Origin of the sequence: Pseudomonas sp. V98_8, from assembly GCF_029967975.1 — a bacterium.
In the GTDB taxonomy this organism is placed as follows: domain Bacteria; phylum Pseudomonadota; class Gammaproteobacteria; order Pseudomonadales; family Pseudomonadaceae; genus Aquipseudomonas; species Aquipseudomonas umsongensis.
Genome location: NZ_JASCAE010000004.1, coordinates 40,802 through 65,777, shown reverse-complemented (window position 1 = coordinate 65,777; position 24,976 = coordinate 40,802). Strand labels below are relative to the sequence as shown.

At 59.8% G+C, this 24,976-nt stretch carries 21 protein-coding genes; 11 read left to right on the top strand and 10 right to left on the bottom strand.

Going from position 1 to position 24,976, the window contains the following annotated elements; all coding sequences use genetic code 11:
* Positions 1–136: 136 nt before the first annotated feature.
* Genes aroK through QLG10_RS04240 form a run of 6 tightly spaced genes read right to left on the bottom strand, consistent with a single transcriptional unit; the run spans position 137 to position 5,490 of the window.
* On the bottom strand, positions 137–655 hold the full coding sequence (gene aroK, locus QLG10_RS04265) for a shikimate kinase AroK (RefSeq protein WP_032831512.1): 519 nt from the start codon (positions 653–655) through the stop codon (positions 137–139).
* 4 nt (positions 656–659) lie between these two features.
* Positions 660–2,708, bottom strand: coding sequence for a type IV pilus secretin PilQ (gene pilQ, locus QLG10_RS04260; RefSeq protein WP_282485707.1), 2,049 nt, complete (start codon positions 2,706–2,708; stop codon positions 660–662).
* Positions 2,709–2,721: 13 nt separating this feature from the next.
* On the bottom strand, positions 2,722–3,246 hold the full coding sequence (locus QLG10_RS04255) for a pilus assembly protein PilP (RefSeq protein ID WP_110754714.1): 525 nt from the start codon (positions 3,244–3,246) through the stop codon (positions 2,722–2,724).
* A complete protein-coding gene (locus tag QLG10_RS04250; RefSeq protein ID WP_110754716.1) occupies positions 3,246–3,866 on the bottom strand; it encodes a type 4a pilus biogenesis protein PilO in 621 nt (206 codons plus the stop codon). Before QLG10_RS04250 ends, QLG10_RS04255 begins: the two co-directional genes overlap by 1 nt.
* A complete protein-coding gene (locus tag QLG10_RS04245; protein WP_188264554.1) occupies positions 3,863–4,429 on the bottom strand; it encodes a PilN domain-containing protein in 567 nt (188 codons plus the stop codon). Before QLG10_RS04245 ends, QLG10_RS04250 begins: the two co-directional genes overlap by 4 nt.
* Positions 4,429–5,490 carry a pilus assembly protein PilM gene (locus QLG10_RS04240; protein WP_282485704.1) on the bottom strand — a complete coding sequence of 354 codons (1,062 nt, stop codon included), beginning with the start codon at positions 5,488–5,490 and terminating at the stop codon, positions 4,429–4,431. Before QLG10_RS04240 ends, QLG10_RS04245 begins: the two co-directional genes overlap by 1 nt.
* A gap of 214 nt (positions 5,491–5,704) precedes the next feature.
* Here QLG10_RS04240 and QLG10_RS04235 point away from each other — a divergent pair, with 214 nt between their 5' ends.
* Positions 5,705–8,146, top strand: coding sequence for a penicillin-binding protein 1A (locus QLG10_RS04235; protein ID WP_110754723.1), 2,442 nt, complete (start codon positions 5,705–5,707; stop codon positions 8,144–8,146).
* 226 nt (positions 8,147–8,372) lie between these two features.
* Here QLG10_RS04235 and QLG10_RS04230 read toward each other — a convergent pair whose 3' ends face one another.
* Complete coding sequence (locus QLG10_RS04230; protein ID WP_110754725.1) at positions 8,373–9,641, bottom strand: malic enzyme-like NAD(P)-binding protein; 1,269 nt, start codon at positions 9,639–9,641, stop codon at positions 8,373–8,375.
* A gap of 284 nt (positions 9,642–9,925) precedes the next feature.
* Positions 9,926–10,144, bottom strand: coding sequence for a 50S ribosomal protein L31 (gene rpmE, locus QLG10_RS04225; protein ID WP_008047849.1), 219 nt, complete (start codon positions 10,142–10,144; stop codon positions 9,926–9,928).
* 175 nt (positions 10,145–10,319) lie between these two features.
* On the opposite strand from rpmE, the gene QLG10_RS04220 reads away from it, so the two are divergent.
* The 10 genes from QLG10_RS04220 (at position 10,320) to QLG10_RS04175 (ending at position 23,340) form a co-directional block, all read left to right on the top strand.
* The gene (locus QLG10_RS04220) at positions 10,320–12,539 is read left to right on the top strand and encodes a primosomal protein N' (RefSeq protein WP_188264552.1); all 2,220 of its coding nucleotides are present in this window, start codon (positions 10,320–10,322) and stop codon (positions 12,537–12,539) included.
* Between the two features lie 227 nt (positions 12,540–12,766).
* Positions 12,767–14,503 carry an arginine--tRNA ligase gene (gene argS / locus QLG10_RS04215; RefSeq protein WP_033044373.1) on the top strand — a complete coding sequence of 579 codons (1,737 nt, stop codon included), beginning with the start codon at positions 12,767–12,769 and terminating at the stop codon, positions 14,501–14,503.
* 1 nt (position 14,504) lies between these two features.
* Positions 14,505–15,215 (top strand): SPOR domain-containing protein, encoded by a 711-nt coding sequence (locus tag QLG10_RS04210; RefSeq protein ID WP_008058118.1) that lies wholly within the window; start codon positions 14,505–14,507, stop codon positions 15,213–15,215.
* Positions 15,216–15,427: 212 nt separating this feature from the next.
* Positions 15,428–15,958, top strand: a complete 531-nt coding sequence (hslV, locus tag QLG10_RS04205) for an ATP-dependent protease subunit HslV (protein WP_020801247.1) — start codon at positions 15,428–15,430, stop codon at positions 15,956–15,958.
* A gap of 54 nt (positions 15,959–16,012) precedes the next feature.
* A complete protein-coding gene (gene hslU, locus QLG10_RS04200; RefSeq protein ID WP_110754729.1) occupies positions 16,013–17,350 on the top strand; it encodes an ATP-dependent protease ATPase subunit HslU in 1,338 nt (445 codons plus the stop codon).
* A 115-nt stretch (positions 17,351–17,465) separates the two neighbouring features.
* Entirely contained in the window at positions 17,466–17,843 is a 378-nt protein-coding gene (locus QLG10_RS04195; protein ID WP_110754731.1) for a DUF971 domain-containing protein, read from the top strand.
* A gap of 257 nt (positions 17,844–18,100) precedes the next feature.
* Positions 18,101–19,780, top strand: a complete 1,680-nt coding sequence (phaC, locus tag QLG10_RS04190; RefSeq protein WP_110754733.1) for a class II poly(R)-hydroxyalkanoic acid synthase — start codon at positions 18,101–18,103, stop codon at positions 19,778–19,780.
* Between the two features lie 219 nt (positions 19,781–19,999).
* Positions 20,000–20,854 carry a poly(3-hydroxyalkanoate) depolymerase gene (gene phaZ, locus QLG10_RS04185; protein ID WP_110754735.1) on the top strand — a complete coding sequence of 285 codons (855 nt, stop codon included), beginning with the start codon at positions 20,000–20,002 and terminating at the stop codon, positions 20,852–20,854.
* Between the two features lie 128 nt (positions 20,855–20,982).
* Positions 20,983–22,665, top strand: a complete 1,683-nt coding sequence (gene phaC, locus QLG10_RS04180; protein WP_110754737.1) for a class II poly(R)-hydroxyalkanoic acid synthase — start codon at positions 20,983–20,985, stop codon at positions 22,663–22,665.
* Positions 22,666–22,722: 57 nt separating this feature from the next.
* Entirely contained in the window at positions 22,723–23,340 is a 618-nt protein-coding gene (locus tag QLG10_RS04175; RefSeq protein WP_020801021.1) for a TetR/AcrR family transcriptional regulator, read from the top strand.
* 142 nt (positions 23,341–23,482) lie between these two features.
* On the opposite strand, the gene QLG10_RS04170 is transcribed toward QLG10_RS04175, so the two are convergent.
* Together QLG10_RS04170 and QLG10_RS04165 are read right to left on the bottom strand one after the other, a co-directional pair.
* A complete protein-coding gene (locus tag QLG10_RS04170; protein ID WP_110754741.1) occupies positions 23,483–24,349 on the bottom strand; it encodes a phasin family protein in 867 nt (288 codons plus the stop codon).
* 10 nt (positions 24,350–24,359) lie between these two features.
* The gene (locus QLG10_RS04165) at positions 24,360–24,782 is read right to left on the bottom strand and encodes a phasin family protein (RefSeq protein WP_110754743.1); all 423 of its coding nucleotides are present in this window, start codon (positions 24,780–24,782) and stop codon (positions 24,360–24,362) included.
* Positions 24,783–24,976: the final 194 nt, after the last annotated feature.

The window sequence follows — 24,976 nt, the reverse complement described above, 5'->3', positions numbered from 1 at the left end:
AGATGGAATCAGGCAACCTGCCTTGGGTTAACGAATGTCTAAGGCCACCGCTGGTGTGACGTCGCTCGATGGCCATTCGCCACAACCTCGAGCGGTCATGGCAGGAGGCCGAGGATAGCGCATTTCGTGCGACGCTTTAACGGGGCGGCAATTGCTGCAAGCGCTCCAGGATATCGAGCACGACCATTCGCGGCGGTCGTTCATCCGTTTCCACCACCAGATCGGCGATTTCCCGATAAAGGGGGTCGCGAATGGCGAGCAGGTCCCTGAGGGTCTTGGCCGGATCGGCTGTACGCAACAATGGCCGATTGCGGTCGCGGGAAGTGCGGCCGACCTGCTGCTCGACGGAGGCATGCAGATAGACCACCCGTCCGCCAGCGCGCAACGCCCGACGATTGGCCTCGCGCATAACCGCCCCACCGCCCGTCGCCAGCACCACGCCGTCGTAATCGCACAGCTCGGCAATCATTGCCTGCTCGCGCTCACGAAAGCCCGGTTCACCTTCCTTGTCGAAGATCCATGGGATATTGGCGCCCGTGCGTAATTCAATTTCCTTATCGGAATCTTTGAATGGCAAGCGCAGCTCTTTGGCCAGCAATCGGCCGATGGTGCTTTTTCCAGCCCCCATCGGTCCTACAAGTATCAAATTTCGCACAGAATCAACGACTCACAGCAATCGCCTGGTTATTCATGATACGCGGTGTGAGAAACACCAACAGCTCGGATTTTTTCTCCGAAACCACGTCACGCCGGAAAAGGCGGCCAAGATACGGCACATCGCCAAGAAATGGCACCTTATCTACAACCTTGCTTTGAGTATTTGAGAAAACACCACCAATGACGATCGTCTCGCCATCGTTGACCAGGACCTTGGCATTGACTTCGTTTTTCTTGATCGGCGGCACATCCTGGACCTTGTTCAGGTAATCCGGCTCATCCTTGGTGACCTTGACCTCCATGATGATCCGGTTGTCCGGCGTGATCTGCGGCGTCACCTCCAGCGATAGCGAAGCCTCTTTGAACGAGACCGAAGTAGCGCCGCTGGAGCTGGCTTCCTGGTAGGGAATCTCGGTGCCCTTGAGGATCTTTGCGGTTTCCTTGTCGGAAGTGACGACCTTGGGTTGCGAGACGATTTCGCCATTGCCGGTCTTTTCCATGGCCGTCAATTCAAGGTCCAGCAATACGTTGTCGGTGATGAAGGCGATGCCGATGCCCGACGTGTTGTTGGCGACCCCCAGGTCGACGAACGGCGAACTGGTGCTGCCGCCGTCGCTGGTGCCGTTACCGACTCCCGAGGCATTCCAGTTGCCTTTGTTCTGTATTGAGCCTCCCCAGCGCACGCCAAGGCTCTTGTCGTAGTCAACGTTGGCTTCAACGATACGCGCCTCGATCATCACCTGGCGTACCGGAATATCCAGCTGCGCAACGATGCGCCGCAATTCGTCGAGCCGGTCCTGGGTCTGGTAGGCAATGATGTTATTGGTGCGCTCATCGACCGTGATCGATCCCCGTTCGTCGGCTTTCGCCTCGGCGTTGGTCACCGACTGGAACAGTTTGGCGATATCGGCCGCCTTGGCGTAATTGACCTGCAACAGTTCCCGACGCAGTGGCGCCAGGTCGGCAATCTGCTTTTGCGACTCCAGCTCCTGGCGTTCACGGGCGGCAATTTCGTCGGCCGGAGCGACGAGCAACACATTACCCAGCTTGCGCTTGTCCAGGCCCTTGGTTTTCAGTACCAGGTCCAACGCCTGGTCCCAGGGTACATTTTGCAGGCGCAGGGTAATTCCCCCCTGGACCGTGTCACTGGCGACAAGATTGAGGTTGGTGAAATCGGCGATCAGTTGCAGTACCGAGCGCACGTCGATGTCCTGGAAATTAAGCGAAAGCTTTTCACCGCTGTAGGCGTTGCGATCGGCGTTGCGCTTTTGCAGGTCGTCGACCGTCATCGGACGAATGCTGACGGTCAGCTTGTTGTCGGTCTGGTAGGTCGAATAGTCAAAGGCACCGTTGGGTTCGATGGTGATGGTCGTCTTGTCCCCCGTGGCACTGGCATTGACAAATTGCACCGGCGTGGCGAAATCCCTCACATCCAGGCGCACACGCAACGGCTCGGGCAGTCGGGTCTTGCTGAAGCCGAGAACAATCTTGCCTTCGCGCTCCTGGATATCGGGTGCAATGGACGGATCCGACAAGTCGATCACGACATTGCCTTCGCCCTGGGTACCCCGCTGGAAATCCACCGCACGAATCGCTTTGCCTGTCGGTGCAACCGCGCGCGCCGGAACCGGGACCGGTACAGCAGCGGCCGCTCTTGGCGCAGGGCGTTTACCTCCCTGCCCGACGACCACAAACAGGTTATTGCCTTCGACCCGCATGTCGTAGGGGCTCAACTGGGTCAGGTTGATGATCAGCCGCGCACGATCCTTGGCCTCCACCACGGTCGCGCTGCGGGCATTGCCACTGCCCAGGTCGCGAGTTTTGCTCGCCAGCTGACTGACGACACCGGGCAGATCCAGGGCAATCCGGGCAGGAGAGTCCGTCGTATAGCCACGGGGCGTCGGAGGCGGTTGGTCGAACACCAGCTTCAACTCGACGCGGTCTCCCGGCAACGCGGCGACATCCAGCGCCTTGAGGTTGGCCGCTTGTACCATCGGTGACAGCAACGCTATCCATAGCGATACCCCGAGGGTGGAGAAAATCCTGTTCATTGTACGAGTTCCACTATGAGTGCTCTTTCAAAGGAAGGATCCGCGGCCGCTCCAGCCAGGCACCTTCGCCGTCAGGAACGATTTCTACCACTTCGACTTGCGAGCCACTGATGGCGACTATCCGGCCGTCGTTACGCCCCAGGTAATCGCCAACTTTCAGCCGATGCACCCCACCGGCGCCGCGCAGCAGTGCAAAGGAGCCTGCCGCATTGGAAATCGTGCCGACCATTTCAAACTGCTCGATGTTGAAACCCTCGAGGTACTGCTTGACCCGGCTGGGGTCAGGCTTGACGTTGCGCGCCCCCTGTTGGTGTGCCAGATCGACCTTGACCTGCCGTGAAAACGGGCTGCGCAAGTTGGCGGCGTTGTAGGTGAACGTCGGGTAAGACCGAAATGTCGGCGTTGGTTCAATTTTGCCCGGCGCCCGAAGGCGTATTTCGTTCAGGGAGGCGTCCAGGTCGCTGAAATCATCGCCGCCGTCACAGCCTGCCAATACGGCGACCAAAACCACTATCGAACAACCACGTAGCGGGCTCATCAATGCAGCCCCTTGTCGTTGTAGCGGTAAGTCCTGGCCAGGATGCTCATGCGCAATTTCGGTCCGTCGTCCGGATTGACCGGCGCGAGGTCGAAATCATGCAGGGTGACGATACGCGGCAACCCGGCCACGCCACTGACAAAAGTGGCAAGGTCGTGATAGGCACCGGTGACCGTGATCTTGATCGGCAATTCGATGTAGAACGGCTGGGCGACCTCCGGCAACAGCTTGATTTCTTCGAACTCCAGGCCGCTGCCCAGCCCTGTTCGAGTGATATCTTCCAGCAGGCCTGGGACTTCAGTGTCGCTGGGCAGCTGCCGTAGCAGCACGCCGAAGGCATTCTCCATCTCCTTCATCTGCTGGGAGTAAAGTTCCAGATTCGCCGCCATATGGGATTTGCTGGCAAATTGCTCCTTGAGTGTCGACTCCTCCTCTCGCTTGAGCTCAAGCTGGTCTTCAAGCTCGCTCGTGGAAAAGTTGTAGCCGATCGACAGCACGAGGATCGCGACCACAATGCCCATCAGGACTTTAATCGCGGGTGGCCAGGCCCCCATGTTGTGAGTATCCAGATCGTTGATATCGATCCTGCGCAACCCGTCGAGCCATTCGGACGGACTCATTCGCCATCCTCCACGGCCGCGGTCCGGGTTTGACGAACGGTCAACTGAAAAACATTGGCCTGGTCCAGCTGGCCCGCGGTCGTCGTCTTGACTTCAGTCAGGCTGGGCGCATCGAACCAGTCGGACGCCTCCAGGTTTCGCATCAGGTCTGAAACACGGTTGTTCGATTGCGCCGCTCCGGTGATGGACAAGGTCTTGCCCGTCATTTTGACTTCGGTGAAATACACCCCGTCGGGCAATGTCCGCGCCAGTTGATCAAATATTCGCCCGCTGATCGGACGATTACCTTGCAAGTCCTGGATGATGCCCATGCGCTCGACCAATTGTTGGCGACGAGCCTTGAGATCGCTGATCTGCTTGATCCGCTCGTCGACCATGGCGATCTGTCTGCCGATGTAGTTGTTACGTGCAATCTGCCGCTCGATAGCACTGCCGATGACCTGGTTGACCACGAGCAAGGCGGCTGCCGAACCCAGCACTACAGCTGCCAGCACCAGGAGAAAGCGCTTGCGCCGCTGTTCCCGTCGCTCTTCGCGCCAGGGTAATAGATTGATCTGCGCCATCAGTCGAAACTCCTGAGGGCCAACCCGCAGGCAATCATCAACGCCGGCGCATCGCTGGCCAGGGCCGCGGCGTTGACCTTGCTGCCCAACGTCATGTCGCAAAACGGGTTGGCCACCAGCGTTGGCGTTCCCAATTGCTGCTCGATCAACCGATCCAGACCAGGGATTGACGCGGTACCGCCGGCCAACAGAATCTGGTCGACCGCGCTGTACTGGCCCGAAGCGAAGAAGAACTGCAATGAGCGCGATACTTGCTGTACCAGCGCCTCGCGAAACGGCTGCAGCACTTCGCCGACATAATCATCCGGCAAGCCGCCTTGTTTCTTCGCCAGGCCAGCCTGCTCAACGGTCAGACCATATCGGCGCTCGATTGCCTCGGTAAGCTGACGGCCGCCGAACAATTGCTCTCGGGTATAGATAATCCGCCCCTCATGCAGCACGCTCAGGGTGGTCATGGTTGCTCCGACATCGACTACTGCCACCAAGCGCCCTTGAGCGACGCCCTGTTGGATCCTGAGCAAACCGAACGAACGCTCCAGGGCATAGGCCTCCACGTCGACCACGCGTGCAGTCAAGCCCGCCAGGGCCAGGGCGGCCTCACGGACCTCGACATTTTCCTTGCGACAGGCGGCGAGTAATACGTTGACCCGCCCAGGATTACGCGTGGAAACGCCCTGGACTTCGAAATCGATGGCGACATCGTCCAGCGGATAAGGGATGTACTGGTCGGCCTCGATCTTCAATTGGTCTTCCATCTCGTCATCGGTAAGGCCGGCATCCATTTCGATGGTCTTGGTGATCACCGCCGAACCGGCCACGGCCACCGCTACGTACTTGAGGTTAGTCCTGGCCTTGACCAGCACGCGCGCCAGCGCCTGGCCCACCCCATCGAGCTCGGCGATATTTTTCTCGATGACCGCGTTGGCGGGCAACGGCTCGACTGCGTAGGCTTCGACCCGAAAGCCACTGCCCTGGCGGCTCAGTTCCAGCAACTTCACCGAAGTGGAGCTGATATCGATTCCCAGGAGCGACCTGGCTTTTTTATTGAAGAGTCCTAGCACTACCAATTCCCTATGACTTTCCGTGAGTTACGGACTCCATAATGGGTGTTGCGTTCAATCCACCCGTCTTGACAGCTAGCGCAAATAACGCCTTGGACGGAAAAATGCTTATAATGCCCAGCGTTTTTTTCCGGTTTTTCTCAAGCGCGGGTCGTTCTCCTTTAGCCTGAACCCTGATGCCAAATTCATTTTTTGCCCTGGATGTCCAAAAGCCTTGATTCGTCTGCTGAAATTTTTCGGTTGGTCCATCGTCGCCGTATTCTGCGGACTGCTTCTGGGTCTGAGTGGGGCGTTTCTCTACCTTAGTCCTGGATTGCCCTCTGTTGAGGCGCTGAGAAGCATCCAGTTGCAGATTCCCCTGCGGGTCTACAGCAGCGACAACAAGTTGATCGCAGAATTTGGCGAAATGCGCCGTACACCGATCCGTTTCGCCGACATTCCCCCCAACTTCATTAATGCGTTACTAAGTGCTGAAGACGATAACTTCGCCAATCACTACGGCGTCGATCCCAGCAGCCTGATGCGCGCCGCCACTCAATTGGTCAAAAGCGGCCATATCCAGTCCGGGGGCAGCACCATCACCATGCAGGTGGCGAAGAACTTCTTCCTGACCAGCGAACGCAGCTTCTCGCGTAAAACCACCGAAATCCTCTTGGCCCTGCAGATCGAACGGCAGCTGACCAAGGACGAAATTCTTGAGCTGTACGTCAACAAGATCTATCTGGGCAACCGCGCCTACGGCATCGAGGCAGCGGCGCAGGTGTATTACGGCAAGTCGATTCGCGACATCAGCCTGGCGCAGATGGCGATGATCGCCGGCTTGCCCAAAGCGCCTTCACGATTCAACCCGCTGGCCAACCCGGCCCGTAGCAAGGAGCGTCGCGACTGGATCCTGGGGCGCATGTACAAGCTGGGCAAAATCAGCGAAGCCGACTACACCACTGCCGTCAACGAGCCGCTGAACGCCAGCTATCACGTGCCGACCCCAGAAGTGAACGCGCCCTACATCGCCGAGATGGCCCGCGCCGAAATGGTTGGCCGCTATGGCAGCGACGCGTACACCGAAGGTTTCCGCGTCACCACCACGGTGCCGAGCAACCTCCAGGAGATGGCCAACACCGCCCTCCACGAAGGCTTGATGACCTATGACCAGCGTCACGGCTATCGGGGCCCCGAGTCACGTCTGCCGGGCAAGACGCGCGAGGCGTGGGCGACCGAGCTGACCAAGCAACGCACCATCAGCAGCCTTGAACCGGCCATCGTCACCCAGGTCGACAAGAGCGGCCTGCAGGTGCTGACCCGCACCGGCAGCGAACACGTTAGTTGGGACACCATGAAATGGGCTCGCCCATTCCTGAACACCAACAGCATGGGCCCAAACCCCAAGCAGCCTTCGGATGTGGCCCAGGTCGGCGATCTGATTCGCGTGCAACGCCAGGCGGACAATTCGCTGAAATTCAGCCAGATCCCGCAGGCCCAGGGCGCACTGGTCTCCCTTGATCCGCAAAACGGCGCCATCCGCGCACTGGTCGGCGGTTTCGCCTTTGAGCAAAGTAACTACAACCGCGCGCTTCAGGCCAAGCGCCAGCCGGGTTCGAGCTTCAAGCCTTTCGTCTACAGTGCCGCACTGGATAACGGCTACACCGCGTCCAGCCTGGTGAACGACGCACCGATCGTGTTTGTCGACGAATACCTGGATAAGGTCTGGCGCCCGAAGAACGACACCAACACCTTCCTCGGCCCGATCCGCCTGCGCGAAGCGCTCTACAAGTCACGCAACCTGGTTTCGATTCGCCTGCTGCAAGCGATGGGCGTTGGCAAGACCATCGACTACATCACCCGCTTTGGCTTTAACAAGCAGGACCTGCCACCCAACCTGTCCCTGGCGCTGGGTACCGCAACCCTGACACCGATGGAAATTGCCACGGGCTGGAGTACCTTCGCCAACGGTGGCTACAAGATCACCCCATACATTATCGACAAGATCGAAAGCCGCAATGGCGACACACTGTTCGTTGCGAACCCACCCAGCGTGCCAAAAGGCACCGTCGCGACCGACGGTATCGCCGCACCCGCCGCCGAAGCCTTTACGGTCAACGCAACACCTGGCCAGGCTCCGGGCGAGCAACCAGCACCACAAACACCTGCCGTGGCTGAACGCATTGTCGATGGACGAACCACCTACATCCTCAACAGCATGCTGGAGGACGTGATCAAGCTCGGTACCGGTCGTCGCGCGCTGGCCCTGGGCCGCGCCGACATTGCCGGCAAGACCGGCACCACCAACGAGTCCAAGGACGCCTGGTTCTCGGGCTACAACGCCGATTACGTCACCACCGTCTGGACAGGCTTCGACCAACCCGAAAGCCTGGGTCGCAAAGAGTTTGGCGGCACCGTCGCCCTGCCCATCTGGATGAACTTCATGGGTGCTGCACTCAAAGGCCTGCCGCCTCACACCCAACCAGAGCCGGAAGGCATCCTGAGCCTGCGGGTAGATCCAATCAGCGGCCGTGCAGCCACGCCAGGCACGCCTGGGGCCTACTTCGAGCTGTTCAAGGTCGAAGATACGCCGCCAACCGGTAATGAGCTGGGCAACGGCAACGCTCCAGGCAGCCCGCTGCCGGCGGATGAGGGCGCGCCGATCGATTTGTTCTGATCCGATGACATGACAAAAAAAGCCCCGATCTTCGCTAGAAGGCGGGGCTTTTTTGGTTTTTGGGTTTTCTGTTACACCGCCTTCGCGAGCAGGCTCGCTCCCACAGTTGATCGCATGGAGCGGGCTTGCCCGCGAAGAGGCCCGCACAATCGACGCAAGACTCAGGGATGTAAAAAAGCCCCGGCTCAAAACGAGCCGGGGCTTTCGGTTGAAGCGCTACAACGGCTTAGCCGTTGAACACGTCATCCACGCTTTTGAGCGGGTAGTTCTTCGGGTACGGCAGGGTCGCCACGCCGGTCTCGATCGCAGCCTTGGCCACAGCGTCAGAGATCAGGGTGATCAAGCGGGCATCCATTGGTTTCGGAATGATGTACTCACGACCGAATTCCAGCTTGATGCCGCCGTAGGCATCGCACACTTCCTGAGGCACTGGCAGCTTGGCCAGTTCACGCAGGGCGTTGGCCGCAGCCACCTTCATTTCTTCGTTGATACGCTTGGCGCGAACGTCCAGGGCACCACGGAAGATGAACGGGAAGCCCAGCACGTTGTTGACCTGGTTCGGGTAGTCCGAACGGCCGGTGGCCATGATCACGTCGCTACGGGTAGCGTGAGCCAGCTCCGGGGAGATTTCCGGATCAGGGTTGGAGCACGCGAACACGATCGGGTTAGGCGCCATGGACAGCAGGCCTTCTGGGCTCAGCAGGTTCGGGCCGGACAGGCCGACGAACACGTCTGCACCTTGCAGGGCGTCTGCCAGGGTGCGCTTGTCGGTCGCGTGAGCGAAGACGGCCTTGTACTGGTTCAGGTCGTCACGGCCGGAGTGGATCACACCGGTACGGTCAACCATGTAGATGTTTTCGATGTTGGCACCCATGCTCACCAGCAATTTCATGCAGGAGATGGCGGCGGCACCAGCACCCAGGCACACGATCTTGGCTTGCGGCAGGGTTTTGCCAGCGATTTCCAGGGCGTTGATCATGCCGGCCGCGGTCACGATCGCGGTACCGTGCTGGTCGTCGTGGAATACCGGGATGTCACACTGCTCGATCAGGGCGCGTTCAATCTCAAAGCACTCAGGTGCCTTGATGTCTTCCAGGTTGATGCCACCGAAAGTGATGGAGATGCGCTTGACGGTGTCGATGAAGGCCTGCGGGCTTTCAGAGTCGACTTCGATGTCGAAAACGTCGATGCCGGCGAAACGCTTGAACAGTACGCCTTTACCTTCCATTACTGGCTTGGAGGCCAATGGGCCGAGGTTACCCAGACCCAGAATCGCGGTGCCATCGGAAATGACTGCAACCAGGTTGCCTTTGCCGGTGTATTTGTAGGCCAGCTCAGGATCGCGGGCGATCTCGCGTACTGGTTCAGCTACGCCGGGGCTGTAGGCCAGCGACAGGTCGCGGGCGGTAGCAGTGGCCTTGGTGAGCTCGACACTCAGCTTCCCTGGACGAGGATTGGCGTGATATTCGAGAGCGGCAGTTTTCAGATCAGACATTTTGGCATTCCGCTTTTTACTGTTGGACAGACTGGTCAGCGAGGATACGCGCCTGGCAAAATCCCCACAAGACTGACCGGTCACCCCTGTCAAGCGCCCGGCCCTACGACTTTGGGCCAAGAGCCGCGAAACACAAGGGATAGACTGTTCACAATTCACGTAAAGAATGTCTACAATTATTTGAAAATGGCCTTTACAGCCAAATCAAAGACACAAAAAAGGCGTCCCGAGGGACGCCTTTTTCATCAGCATGGGAATACTGCGTTTTCCCAGGATGATCGGCCTTAGGCCTTCTTCGCACCGAAAGCACCGAAACGGTCTGCGAAGCGCTGAACGCGGCCGCCAGTGTCCAGAGTCTTCTGCTTACCGGTGTAGAACGGGTGGCATTCGTTGCAAACGTCGATCGCCAGGGCTTTGCCGAAGGTCGAACGAGTTTCGAACTTGTTGCCGCAGCTGCAGGTAACAGCAACTGCTGGGTATTCTGGATGGATATCAGCTTTCATGGTGTCTTCCTCGGGCTAGCGTGCCGCCACCCAACACTATTGTTGAATACCGCACGTAATTAGGCCGCGGATTCTACCAGACAATGCCAATCACGCAAGCTGTCCCTCAAACCGGTCGTCTGCTAGGCTCCCGGCCCTGAGTCATCCTTTGTACCGTCTATCGAGATCCCCCCGCGTGCCCGACGCCATTTTGCGCCTCGCCCTGCCTTCGCCCCTGCGCCGCCTGTTCGACTACCGGGCGCCGGCCGGCGTTCTGCGTGCGCAGCTACACCCCGGCATGCGTTTGCGGGTGCCGTTCGGCCGTCGGGAGATGATCGGGATTCTGGTGGAGATCGCCGACACCAGCGAGGTGCCGGCGGAAAAACTCAAACCCGCCCTCGCACTGCTTGACGCAACCTCGCCCTTGCCGCCCGCGCTGTTCAAGCTTTGTCTGTGGACCTCGCAGTATTACCAGCACAGCCTCGGCGACACCTTGAGCTGGGCACTGCCGGTGTTGCTGCGCCAGGGCGAATTGGCTGAGGCGCGCCAGGAGCGCTTCTGGTCCGCTGCGCCGGGCGCCAGCCTCGATGACCCGCGCATCGCCCGCGCCCCGCGCCAGCGCGAAGCCCTGGCAACGCTGGCCCAGCACCCCCATGGCGTTGCCCATCAGCTATTGAGCAAGCTGATGCTGAGCAAGGACAGCCTCGACCTGTTGCTGGCCAAGGAACTGGTCCAGGTCGAGATTCGCAGGCACGCCCCTGGAGCCCGGCATGATCACTGGCTGGCCCAACCGGAGCTGCCGCTCAACCCGGAGCAACGCGCCGCCTATGAAGCGATTCGCTCAGGGTTCGACAGTTATCATGCGTTTCTGTTGGCCGGTGTCACCGGCAGCGGCAAGACCGAAGTCTATCTGCAGCTGATTCGCGAAACCCTGGAGGCCGGCAAGCAAGCGCTGGTACTGATCCCGGAAATCAACCTCGGCCCGCAGACCCTGGCGCGCTTCGAGCAGCGTTTCAACGCGCGAATCGCGCTGATTCACTCCGCGGTCAATGATCGCGAACGTCTCGAGGCCTGGCTCGCCGCCCGCGATGGTGAAGCCGACATCATAATCGGCACCCGCTCGGCGCTGTTCACGCCGATGAAAAACCCGGGGCTGATCATCATCGACGAAGAACACGATGGTTCCTATAAACAGCAGGAAGGCTTGCGCTATCACGCCCGCGACCTGGCGCTGGTCAGGGCACGCCAGGAAAACATCCCGATTGTCCTCGGCTCTGCCACACCCTCACTGGAAAGCCTGCACAACGCCTACACCGGCCGGTATGGCCTGCTGCGGCTGAACGAGCGTGCCGGCGGCGCCAAGCAACCGCGCTTCCTACGCCTGGACGTGAAAAGCCGTCCACTGGACAGCGGCATTTCCGGGCCCATGCAACAAGCCATCGGCCAGACCCTCGCTGCCGGCCAGCAGGTGCTGGTGTTCCTCAACCGCCGCGGCTTTGCCCCAACCCTGCTGTGTCATGACTGCGGCTGGATGTCCGAGTGCCAACGCTGCGATGCGCGCATGACGGTGCACCAGCGCTACGGCGAACTGCGTTGCCATCATTGCGGCTATGTCGAACGCGTACCGCGCCAGTGCCCCAAGTGCAGCAAGGTCGACCTGCGCCCAGTGGGGGCCGGCACCGAACGGGCCGAGGAACGCCTGGGAATCCTGTTCCCGGACTATCCGGTCTTGCGGGTCGACCGCGACAGCACGTCGCGCAAGGACGCGATGAACCAGTTGTTCGCCACCATCCACAAAGGGCAGCCCTGCATCCTGGTCGGCACGCAGATGCTTGCCAAGGGCCACCACTTTCCACGGGTCACCCTGGTGTCGATCCTGGATGCGGACGGCGGGCTGTTCTCCGGCGACTTCCGCGCCAGTGAGCGCATGGCGCAACTGATTGTCCAGGTCGCCGGTCGAGCAGGCCGGGCGGAAGAGCCGGGCAAGGTGATCATCCAGACACACCTGGCCGACCACCCGCTGCTGGTGCAGTTGACCGAACAGGGTTACTTCGCCTTTGCCGAACAGGCCTTGAGTGAACGTCGCGCAGCCGGCCTGCCGCCGTTTGCGCATTTGGCATTGCTGCGCGCCGAGGCGCACAAGCCCGGACAGGCCGAAGGGTTCCTCGATGAGGCCTGCAGCGAAGCCGAGCGCTTGCTCGCCGAACAGAACCTGAGCGCAATCGAACTGCTCGGACCGGTACCCGCCCCGATGGAGCGACGCGCCGGGCGTTATCGTGCCCAGTTGTTGTTACAGGCTACGGCCCGGGCACCGCTGCACCGGTTGCTTGCCAGCTGGCTGTTGGTGCTGGAGCAAATGCCAAGCGGGCGGGCGGTGCGCTGGTCGCTGGATGTCGACCCGGTCGATTTGTATTGATCGCAAGGTCGCCTTCGCGAGCAGGCTGCGCTCCCGCAGGGGTTAAGGTAAATGCAGACCCTGGATCTACTGTGGGAGCGAGCCTGCTCGCGAAGGGGCCCGATTTGTCACCGCATATCCATAACCTGCCCGCTATGGTTGGCAAGGTCGCCTCGGCAACGGATAATGCCCAGTTTTTCCACCAGCGCATTGATGCGCCGCCGCGCCTGCGGTCGAAAGAGAAGACCATGAAAGACACCATTCGCCAGCTGATCCAACAAGCCATCACCCAACTCGTCAACGAAGGTGTGTTGCCTGAAGGCCTGTCGCCGGCGATCCAGGTTGAAAACTCTCGCGACAAGAAAAACGGCGACTTCGCCAGCAACATCGCCATGATGCTGGCCAAGCCTGCGGGCATGAAACCGCGCGACCTGGCGGAAAAAATCATCGCGGCCCTGCCGGCTGACGAAAACGTCTCCAAGGCCGAAATCGCCGGCCCTGGCTTCCTGAACTTCTTCCAGAACACCCAGGCCCTGGCCACTCGCCTGGACGCCGCCCTGGCCGATGAACACATCGGCGTACGCAAGGCTGGCCCGGTACAGCGCACCGTGGTCGACCTGTCGGCACCGAACCTGGCCAAAGAGATGCACGTCGGCCACTTGCGCTCGACCATCATTGGCGACGGCGTAGCCCGCGTATTGGAATTCCTCGGTGACGAAGTGATCCGTCAGAACCACGTCGGCGACTGGGGCACCCAGTTCGGCATGCTGATGGCTTACCTGCAGGAAAACCCGATCACCAGCGACGAACTGTCGGACCTGGAAAACTTCTACCGCGCCGCCAAAGGGCGCTTTGACGAATCCGAAGAGTTCGCCGACCGCGCCCGTGGCCTGGTGGTCAAGCTACAGGCTGGCGATCCCGATTGCCTGGCACTGTGGACCAAGTTCAAGGACATCTCGCTGTCCCACTGCCAGAAAATCTACGAGCTGCTGAACGTCAAGCTGACCATGGCCGACGTGATGGGCGAAAGCGCCTACAACGACGACCTGATCAATGTGGTCAACGACCTGAAGGCCGCCGGCATGCTGGTCGAGAGCAACGGCGCCCAGTGCGTGTTCCTCGACGAGTTCAAGAACGCCGACGGCGACCCGCTGCCGGTGATCATCGTCAAGGCCGACGGAGGCTACCTCTACGCCACCACCGACCTGGCTGCCGTGCGCTACCGCAGCGGCACGCTCAAGGCCGATCGCGCCCTGTACTTCGTCGACCAGCGTCAAGCCCTGCACTTCCAGCAAGTGTTCGCAGTCGCCCGTAAAGCGGGCTTCGTGACGCACCCGATGGAAATGGAACACATGGGCTTCGGCACCATGAACGGCGCTGACGGTCGCCCGTTCAAGACCCGTGACGGCGGCACCGTGAAGCTGATCGACCTGCTGACAGAAGCCCAGGAACGCGCCTACACGCTGGTGAAGGACAAGAACCCGGAGCTGGCCGAAGCCGAGCTGCGCAACATCGCCAAGGTGGTGGGTATCGGTGCGGTGAAATATGCCGACCTGTCCAAGCACCGCACCAGCGACTACAGCTTCAACTTCGACCTGATGCTGAACTTCGAGGGCAATACCGCGCCATACCTGCTGTACGCCTACACCCGCGTGGCTGGCGTGTTCCGCAAACTCGGCAAGGACTTCAGCGAAGTCGAAGGCCAGATCGTTCTCGAAGCCCCGCACGAACTTGAACTGGCGGCAAAACTCGCGCAGTTTGGCGAGGTGCTGAACAACGTTTCCGAGAAAGGCACCCCGCACATCCTCTGCACCTACCTGTATGACGTCGCCGGCCTGTTCTCCAGCTTCTACGAGAACTGCCCGATCCTCGCCGCCGACACCCCGGAACAAATGCAGAGCCGTCTGCGCCTCGCCGCGCTGACCGGACGCACTCTCAAACAAGGCCTGGAACTCTTGGGCCTGGAAACTCTGGAGCGTATGTAAGTTGGCTGCCAAGAAAAAACCTGCACCCAAGCGTGGCGCCAGCCGTTACCAAGCTCCAGCGAAGCAACCGATCCCGGGATGGCTGTGGATGGCCATCGGCCTGACGGTCGGTGCTTTCATCGTATTCCTCATGAAGCTGGAGCCCGGCAAGGGCAGCGACACGGTCAAGCGCGAGAAGGTCGAGCAGCAACAGAAAGCCACCAAGATCGCTGAGGCCAACAAGACCCCGCCGAGTCCGACGCAACCAGTGAAGCCGAAATACGACTTCTACACCCTGCTGCCGGAATCGGAAGTGATCGTGCCGCCGGATGCCGTGCCGGAAAAGACCCTGCCGACGCCACAGGTGCCAGCCATCCCGACCACGCCGGTTACCCCGGCGGAAGCGGCGAAAATCGATACCGCCCGTGCCCAGGCTGCCCTGGCGGGCATTACTCCGCCGCCAGCGCCACCGGTGGCCAAGGCCGCACCGGTGACCAAGTTCTTCCTGCAGGCCGGATCGTTCCGCAAGGAGGCTGACGCGGACAAGGTGCGGGCGCAGATCATTCTGCTTGGCCAGGCGGTGGCGGTAGAATCGGGTACGGTGAAGGACGAGACCTGGTATCGGGTATTGGTCGGACCGTTCAGCAATCGCGAGCAACTGACCACGGCACAGAAACAACTGGCCGGCGCCGGCTTCAGCAATCTGTTGTTACAACAACGCCAGAACCGCTGATCCACCCCCTGTGGCGAGGGGATTTATCCCCGGCGGGCTGCGTAGCGGCCCCCAAAATTGGCCTGCTGCGCAGTCCAGCGGGGATAAATCCCCTCGCCACAGTCATCACACGCCATTCGTCCCCCGCCGCCGCACACAGTTGAAATCCACTCCACCACCCCCATATGAATGGGCATACGGCATTTTCGCCCCGCAGCGTGGAGACTCTTCCCTTGACCACCATCGTTTCAGTTCGCCGCCACGGCAAAGTCGTCATGGGCGGCGACGGCCAGGTTTCCCTTGGCAATACCGTGATGAAAGGCAACGCGAAAAAAGTTCGTCGCCTGTACCACGGCCAGGTCATTGCCGGTTTTGCCGGCGCCACCGCTGACGCCTTTACCCTCTTCGAACGTTTCGAAGGTCAACTTGAAAAGCATCAGGGTCACCTGGTACGCGCCGCTGTCGAGCTCGCAAAGGAATGGCGTACCGATCGCTCCCTGAGCCGCCTCGAAGCCATGCTCGCGGTTGCCAACAAAGACGCCTCCCTGATCATCACCGGTAACGGCGATGTGGTCGAACCCGAAGAAGGCCTGATCGCCATGGGTTCCGGCGGCGGTTACGCCCAGGCCGCCGCCAGCGCACTGCTGAAGAAAACCGACCTGTCGGCCCGGGAGATCGTCGAGACCGCTCTCGGCATTGCCGGCGACATCTGTGTATTCACCAACCACACCCAGACCATTGAGGAGCAGGACTGCGCCGAGTAAGCCTGATTCGGCCCCGCGCCACGGCTCATTCTTGCTTGAGGTCCATTAAATATTATGTCCATGACTCCCCGTGAAATCGTCCACGAACTCAATCGCCATATCATCGGCCAGGACGATGCCAAGCGCGCCGTCGCCATTGCCCTGCGCAATCGCTGGCGCCGCATGCAGTTGCCTGAAGAGCTGCGCGTTGAAGTCACACCCAAGAATATCCTGATGATCGGCCCGACCGGTGTCGGCAAGACCGAGATCGCCCGTCGCCTGGCGAAACTGGCCAACGCACCTTTCATCAAGGTCGAAGCCACCAAGTTCACCGAAGTCGGCTACGTCGGCCGTGATGTCGAATCGATCATTCGTGACCTGGCCGATGCCGCGATCAAGCTGCTGCGCGAGCAGGAAATCGTCAAAGTACGCCACCGCGCCGAAGACGCTGCCGAAGAACGCATCCTTGACGCCCTGCTGCCTCCGGCACGCATGGGTTTCACCAGCGACGACGCCCCGACCCAGGACTCCAATACCCGCCAACTCTTCCGCAAGCGCCTGCGCGAAGGCCAGCTGGACGACAAGGAGATCGAGATCGAAGTCGCCGAAATGGCCGGCGTCGATATCTCCGCGCCACCGGGCATGGAAGAAATGACCAACCAGTTGCAGAGCCTGTTCGCCAATATGGGCAAGGGCAAGAAGAAAGCCCGCAAGCTCAAGGTCAAAGAAGCGCTGAAGATGGTGCGCGACGAAGAAGCCAGCCGCCTGGTCAACGATGACGAGTTGAAAGCCAAGGCCCTGGAAGCAGTCGAACAGCACGGCATCGTGTTCATCGACGAAATCGACAAGGTCGCCAAGCGCGGCAACTCCGGCGGCGTCGATGTATCCCGCGAAGGCGTGCAGCGCGACTTGCTGCCGCTGATCGAAGGCTGCACCGTCAACACCAAGCTGGGCATGGTCAAGACCGACCACATCCTGTTCATCGCCTCCGGTGCCTTCCACCTGAGCAAGCCAAGCGATCTGGTACCCGAGCTGCAAGGTCGACTGCCGATCCGTGTCGAACTCAAGGCCCTGAGCCCCGAGGATTTCGAACGCATCCTCAGCGAGCCCCACGCCTCGCTCACCGAGCAATATTGCGCGCTGCTGAAAACCGAAGGCCTGGGTATCGAGTTCCTGCCGAGCGGGATCAAGCGCATTGCCGAGATCGCCTGGCAGGTCAACGAGAAGACCGAAAACATCGGTGCCCGTCGTCTGCACACATTGCTTGAGCGCCTGCTCGAAGAAGTGTCTTTCAGTGCCGGCGACCTGGCCAGCGTCCATGACGACAAGGTAATCCAGATCGACGCCGACTACGTCAACAGCCACCTGGGCGAATTGGCGCAGAACGAAGACCTGTCCCGTTATATCCTGTAGGTCATGTGATTCCTTGTAGGAGCCGGCTTGCTGGCGATGGCGTACCTGAGATTGCCATCGCCAGCAAGCCGGCCCCTACAAGGGTCAGGCCACACATACAAACGGACATCCGGTCATGACCCAACTCCCCACCGACATCAAGCTGCACAAAGCCTCGAAAACCCTGACGCTCAAATATGCGTCCGGTGAGGAATTCACCCTGCCCGCCGAGTTCCTGCGCGTGCACTCTCCTTCCGCCGAGGTCCAGGGCCACGGCAAACCCATCCTGCAATTTGGCAAGATCAACGTAGGCCTGAGCAAGATAGAACCCGCCGGTCAGTACGCACTGAAACTGACCTTTGACGATGGCCACGACAGCGGCCTGTTCACCTGGGAATACCTCTACGAACTGGGGCGACGTCATGACGCGCTCTGGGACGATTATCTTGCCGAGCTCAAGGCGGCAGGAAAAACCCGCGACCCGAACGAATCTGTCGTCAAGCTGATGCTCTAGCCTGAGCCTCTTGCTCTTTAGAGGGCATTTTCTAATTTCATCTGTTTGAATGCTCGGCTTCAGGGTCGACGCTTGGCCCGCTTGCGAAAAAAATTAAACTCGGGTAACCAATGAACTGGCAAGTTCCCTGCAGCGCTCTCTGAACGGAAAAGCAGTGATGCAGAATTAAAGGTCACCCGAGCAGCAGTACCTGGCAGTTGCTGTGTCGCTACACAGCGGGACCGAGGTACTCGTCTCAAGGCAATGGAGCGTCGTAGATGAGTGACAAGAGTAACGATGAGTTGAAGTATCAAGCCTCGGAAAACACCTTGGGGCTCAATCCTGTCGTTGGGCTGCGTGGAAAGGATCTACTGGCTTCTGCTCGAATGGTGCTTAGGCAGGCCATCAGGCAACCGGTGCACAGCGTCAAACATGTTGCGCATTTTGGTCTTGAACTCAAGAACGTGCTGCTGGGTAAATCCGGGCTGCAACCGACCAGCGATGACCGTCGCTTTGCCGATCCGGCCTGGAGTCAGAACCCGCTCTATAAACGTTATTTGCAAACCTACCTGGCGTGGCGCAAGGAGCTTCACGCCTGGATCGACGACAGCAGCCTCAGCCCCAGCGATGTGGCGCGCGGGCACTTCGTGATCAACCTCATGACCGAAGCCATGGCGCCGACCAACACCGCGGCCAACCCGGCGGCAGTCAAACGCTTTTTCGAAACCGGTGGCAAAAGCCTGCTCGACGGCCTCTCGCATCTGGCCAAGGATCTGGTACACAACGGCGGCATGCCGAGCCAGGTCAACATGGGTGCATTCGAGGTCGGCAAGAGCCTGGGCGTGACCGAAGGCGCGGTGGTGTTTCGCAACGATGTGCTGGAACTGATCCAGTACAAGCCGACCACCGAGCAGGTATATGAACGCCCGCTGCTGGTGGTGCCGCCGCAGATCAACAAGTTCTACGTTTTCGACCTGAGCCCGGACAAGAGCCTGGCGCGGTTCTGCCTGCGCAACAACGTGCAGACGTTCATCGTCAGCTGGCGAAATCCGACCAAGGAACAGCGAGAGTGGGGCCTGTCGACCTACATCGAAGCCCTCAAGGAAGCGGTTGACGTCGTTACCGCAATCACCGGCAGCAAAGACGTGAACATGCTCGGAGCCTGCTCCGGCGGCATCACTTGCACCGCGCTGCTGGGCCATTACGCGGCGATTGGCGAAAACAAAGTCAACGCCCTCACCTTGCTGGTGAGCGTGCTTGATACCACCCTCGACAGCGATGTCGCCCTGTTCGTCAATGAACAGACCCTTGAAGCCGCCAAGCGCCACTCGTACCAGGCCGGCGTGCTGGAAGGCCGCGACATGGCGAAGGTCTTCGCCTGGATGCGCCCCAACGATCTGATCTGGAACTACTGGGTCAACAATTACCTGCTAGGCAACGAGCCGCCGGTGTTCGACATCCTGTTCTGGAACAACGACACCACACGGTTGCCCGCGGCGTTCCACGGCGACCTGATCGAACTGTTCAAAAATAACCCACTGATTCGCCCGAATGCACTGGAAGTGTGCGGCACCCCCATCGACCTCAAGCAGGTGACGGCCGACATTTTTTCCCTGGCCGGCACCAACGACCACATCACCCCGTGGAAGTCCTGCTACAAGTCGGCGCAGCTGTTTGGCGGCAACGTTGAATTCGTGCTGTCGAGCAGCGGGCATATCCAGAGCATCCTGAACCCGCCGGGCAATCCGAAATCGCGCTACATGACCAGCACCGAAGTGGCGGACAGTGCCGATGAATGGCAAGCGAATGCCACCAAGCATACCGATTCCTGGTGGCTGCACTGGCAGGCCTGGCAGGCCCAACGCTCGGGCGAGCTGAAAAAGTCCCCGACAAAACTGGGCAGCAAGGCGTATCCGGCAGGTGAAGCGGCGCCAGGCACTTACGTGCACGAACGGTAACTGACACACCCCGCTCCCCTTGTGGGAGCGAGCTGTGGCGAGGGGATTGATCCCCGTTCGACTGCGAAGCAGTCGTAAAATCAATGCACTCGGTGTAACTGATACACCGCAGTTGCAGGTTTTGGGGCGGCTGCGCCACCCAACGGGGATAAATTCCCTCACCACAAAAGCTCGCTCCTGCAAGGGTTCAGGGATGAATTAACCCACAGGGCTAGAAGCATGCCGCAACCGTTCATATTCCGCACCGTCGACCTGGATGGCCAGACCCTCCGCACGGCGGTGCGCCCCGGCAAGCCTCACTTGACGCCCTTGCTGATTTTCAACGGCATCGGCGCCAACCTGGAGCTGGTGTTTCCGTTCGTCGCAGCGCTGGACCCGGACCTCGAAGTCATCGCCTTCGACGTGCCCGGAGTTGGCGGTTCATCGACGCCCAATCGTCCATATCGCTTCCCAGGCCTGGCAAAGCTCACGGCACGCATGCTCGACTACCTCGATTATGGGCGAGTCAATGTGATCGGCGTGTCTTGGGGTGGCGCCCTGGCGCAACAGTTCGCCTATGACTATCCAGAGCGATGCAAGAAGCTGGTCCTGGCAGCGACAGCCGCGGGTACGGTGATGGTGCCGGGCAAGCCGAAAGTCTTGTGGATGATGGCCAGCCCACGACGGTACATCCAGCCATCCCACGTGATCCGCATTGCGCCGATGATCTACGGCGGCGCGTTCCGTCGCGACCCGACGCTGGCTGCAAGCCATGCGGCAAAGGTCCGTTCGGCGGGCAAGCTCGGTTACTACTGGCAACTGTTCGCCGGCTTGGGCTGGACCAGCATCCACTGGCTGCACAAGATCAATCAGCCGACCCTGGTGCTGGCAGGCGACGACGATCCCTTGATCCCGTTGGTCAACATGCGCTTGCTGGCCTGGCGGATTCCCAATGCCCAGTTGCACATCATCGATGACGGCCATCTGTTCTTGATCACCCGGGCCGAAGCAGTGGCACCGATCATCATGAAGTTCCTTGAAGAGGAGCGCCAGCGGGCGGTGATGCACCCGCATCCGGCGCCACTGGGTGGCTGAGCGGCTCATTTCTTGTATGGCAAAGAGGAGGTGGCAGGACATCGCACCGCGCAACAACCTGCTACAGCGTCTATGGTGTTCTGGTTCGGTGTTTTGTATTTGGCCTGAAGACGAAGGAGTGTTGAGTCATGCGCGATAAACCTGCGAGGGAGTCACTACCCACTCCCGCCAAGTTCATCAACGCACAAAGTGCGATTACCGGCCTGCGTGGCCGGGATCTGGTTTCGACTTTGCGCAGTGTTGCCGCCCATGGCCTGCGCCACCCCGTGCACACCGCGCGACACGCCTTGAAACTGGGTAGCCAACTGGGTCGCGTGTTGCTGGGTGACACTCTGCATCCCACCAACCCGCAAGACCGTCGCTTCGACGACCCGGCGTGGAGTCTCAATCCCTTTTATCGTCGCAGCCTGCAGGCGTACCTGAGCTGGCAGAAGCAGGTCAGGAGCTGGATCGACGAAAGCAACATGAGCCCGGATGACCGCGCCCGTGCGCACTTCGCGTTCGCCCTGCTCAACGATGCAATGTCGCCGTCCAACAGCCTGCTCAATCCACTGGCGATCAAGGAAATCTTCAACTCCGGCGGCAACAGCCTGGTGCGCGGGATCGGCCATCTGGTCGATGACCTCTTGCACAACGATGGCTTGCCCCGGCAAGTTACCAAGCATGCATTCGAGGTTGGCAAGACCGTCGCCACCACCACCGGCGCCGTGGTGTTTCGCAACGAGCTGCTGGAGCTGATCCAATACAAGCCGATGAGCGAAAAGCAGTATTCCAAACCGCTGCTGGTGGTGCCGCCACAGATCAACAAGTACTACATTTTTGACCTCAGCCCCCATAACAGCTTCGTCCAGTTCGCGCTCAAGAACGGCCTGCAAACCTTCGTCATCAGTTGGCGCAATCCGGATGTACGTCACCGCGAATGGGGCCTGTCGAGCTACGTTGAAGCGGTGGAAGAAGCCATGAATGTCTGCCGGGCAATCACCGGCGCGCGCGAGGTCAACCTGATGGGCGCCTGCGCTGGCGGGCTGACCATTGCTGCCCTGCAGGGCCACTTGCAAGCCAAGCGACAGCTGCGCCGCGTCTCCAGCGCGACGTACCTGGTGAGCCTGCTCGACAGCCAACTGGACAGCCCGGCCACCCTCTTCGCCGACGAACAGACCCTGGAAGCCGCCAAGCGCCGCTCCTACCAGAAAGGTGTACTGGACGGCCGCGACATGGCCAAGGTTTTCGCCTGGATGCGCCCCAACGATTTGATCTGGAGCTACTTCGTCAACAATTACCTGATGGGCAAGGAGCCGCCGGCATTCGACATTCTCTACTGGAACAATGACAACACACGCCTGCCGGCCGCCCTGCATGGTGACTTGCTGGACTTCTTCAAGCACAACCCGCTGAGCCACCCGGGTGGCCTGGAAGTGTGCGGCACACCGATCGACTTGCAGAAGGTTACCGTCGACAGCTTCAGCGTGGCCGGCATCAACGACCACATCACGCCGTGGGACGCGGTGTATCGCTCAACCCTGTTGCTCGGTGGCGAGCGCCGCTTTGTCCTGGCCAACAGCGGTCACGTGCAGAGCATTCTCAACCCGCCGAACAATCCCAAAGCCAACTACCTCGAAGGCACAAAACTGAGCAGCGACCCCAGGGCCTGGTACTACGACGCCAAGCCCGTCGACGGTAGCTGGTGGACGCAATGGCTGGGCTGGATTCAGGAGCGCTCGGGCGCAAAAAAAGAAACGCACATGGCCCTCGGCAATCAGAATTATCCACCGATGGAGGCGGCGCCCGGGACTTACGTGCGCGTGCGCTGATGTTCAACGACCGCGGCCTTTAACGGCCGAGGCATGACCCGATCATAAGAAGACTGGATGAAAACCCGCGAACGGATACTCGAATGTGCCCTGCAGTTGTTCAATGAGAAGGGCGAACCGAATGTTTCCACCATGGAAGTCGCCAACGAAATGGGCATCAGCCCGGGCAATCTGTATTACCACTTCCATGGCAAGGAGCCGCTGATTCTCGGCCTGTTCGAACGTTTCCAGGCCGAGTTGTCCCCGTTGCTCGATCCTCCGGCCGACGTCGAACTGGCTCCTGAGGATTACTGGCTGTTCCTGCACCTGATCGTCGAACGCTTGTCACACTATCGCTTTCTGTTTCAGGACCTGTCGAATCTGGCCGGGCGCCTGCCGAAACTGGCCAAGGGTATTCGCAACCTGCTCAATGCGCTCAAGCGCACGCTCGCGTCGCTGCTGGCTCGATTGAAGGCCTTGGGGCAATTGGTCAGCGACACCCAGGCGCTGGGGCAGCTGGTGGAGCAGATCACCCTGACGCTGCTGTTCTCACTGGACTATCAGCGGATTCTGGGCCGTGAAGGCGAAGTTCGATTGGTGGTCTACCAGATCATGATGCTGGTGGCGCCGCATCTGTTGCCGTCGATCAAGGCGGCGACTGAGCAGATGGCGATGCAGTATCTGGAGGAACACTAAGATCAAAAGATCGCAGCCTGCGGCAGCTCCTACACCGGATCGCGTTTTACTGTAGGAGCTGCCGCAGGCTGCGATCTTTTCAAGCCTTCAAACAAAAACGCCCGACCTTGGCAGGCCGGGCGTTTTTTTGAGCCCTGAACTATCAGGACTGACTGGTTGGCGTCGATGGAGCTGGCGCGGCAGTCTGGGTTACAGCAGGGGTCGGCGCGGCAGCGGAATTCGAAGTGCTTGCCACAGCTGCCGAAGTCACCGGGGTTGCCGGCTTGGCGGTAGCCTCTGCTGGTTTGGCTGCGGCAGCTTTTGGAGCCGCCGGTTTTTTCACCGCTGGTTTCTTCGCTGCAGCAGGTTTTGCCGCTGGCTTGGCTGCCGGTTTAGCGGCAGCGGTTTTCGCTGCAGGCTTGGCTGCGGTTTTGGCAGCCGGTTTAGCGGCTGGTTTGGCCGCTGATTTTGCAGCTGGCTTGGCGGCGGCTGGCTTGGCGGCAGCAGTTTTTGCAGCGGGTTTGGCCGCCGCTTTGGCCAATGGCTTGGCTGCGGTTTTGGCAGCCGGTTTGGCGGCTGGTTTGGCTGCCGCGGTTTTCGCCGCAACAGGCGCAACCTTGGCACCGGTCAGTTTTTCGATTTGCTTGGTCAGGGTATCGACCTTGCTGTGCAGTGCCTTGACTTCATTGCGGCTCGGCACGCCCAGGCGCGAAATGGCGCTGTTCAGGCGCTTGTCGAAAGCTCCTTCCAGCTCATCCCACTTGCCCAGTGCACGATCTTTTACGCCGCTGATGCGCGACTTGGCCGACGATGCGGAGTCCTTGGCGGCGTCGACAGTCTTGCCAACAGCGCTCTTGGTCAGCTTCTCGGCTTTCTCGCCGTCCTTTACCAGCGAGTCGAAGAGTTTGCTGCCGTCAGTGTCGATCTTCGAGTACACGCCTAAACCAGCCAGCCAGATTTTGCGGGAGTAGTCTTCGACTTTTCCGATCCACGAGCTGCTTTCTTTTTCGGTGTTCTTTTTACCAGCCATCCCGTTCTCCTTAAGATTTACGCGCGACGCGTTCGAGCAGTGCCGTCAGCTCATCGAGCTTGGCAGAGAGTGTCTCAACGTCATGTTTAGACGGAATGCCGATGCGATTCAAGGTACTTGCGACACGCGTGTCGAACGCTCTCTCGACTTTGTCGAGCTGAACTTCGACCTTGCCTTTGAAAGTACTCACTTCACTCTTGGCTTCATCGATCTCGGCGTTGGCAGCTTCAAGCTTCTGGGCAACTGCTTTTTTGCCTTTGGTTTCAACTGCTTGCCCAGCCTTGATCAGCTCTTGAAAGTACTCGCTACCCTCTTGGCCGACCTTGGTGTAGGCACCCAAGCCTGCCAGCCAGATCTTGCGGGCATACGATTTGACGTCATGCAGAGCGGTCGTCGATGCGTCGATTTTTTTCTTCAAAATAACTTTGGCCATGGTGCACCTCACGCGCAGAAGGTTTGAGGAACTGCCCGGATAAGTGTCGGGCTCCGGCACAAAGTAGGGAGAAAAATTAGAAACGGCACCCTAACAACTGACATGAACCTTTGAACACATCACAAACAAATGTGGGAGCGGGCTTGCTCGCGAATGCGTTCGTTCAGTTGACTGTGATATTGACTGACACGACG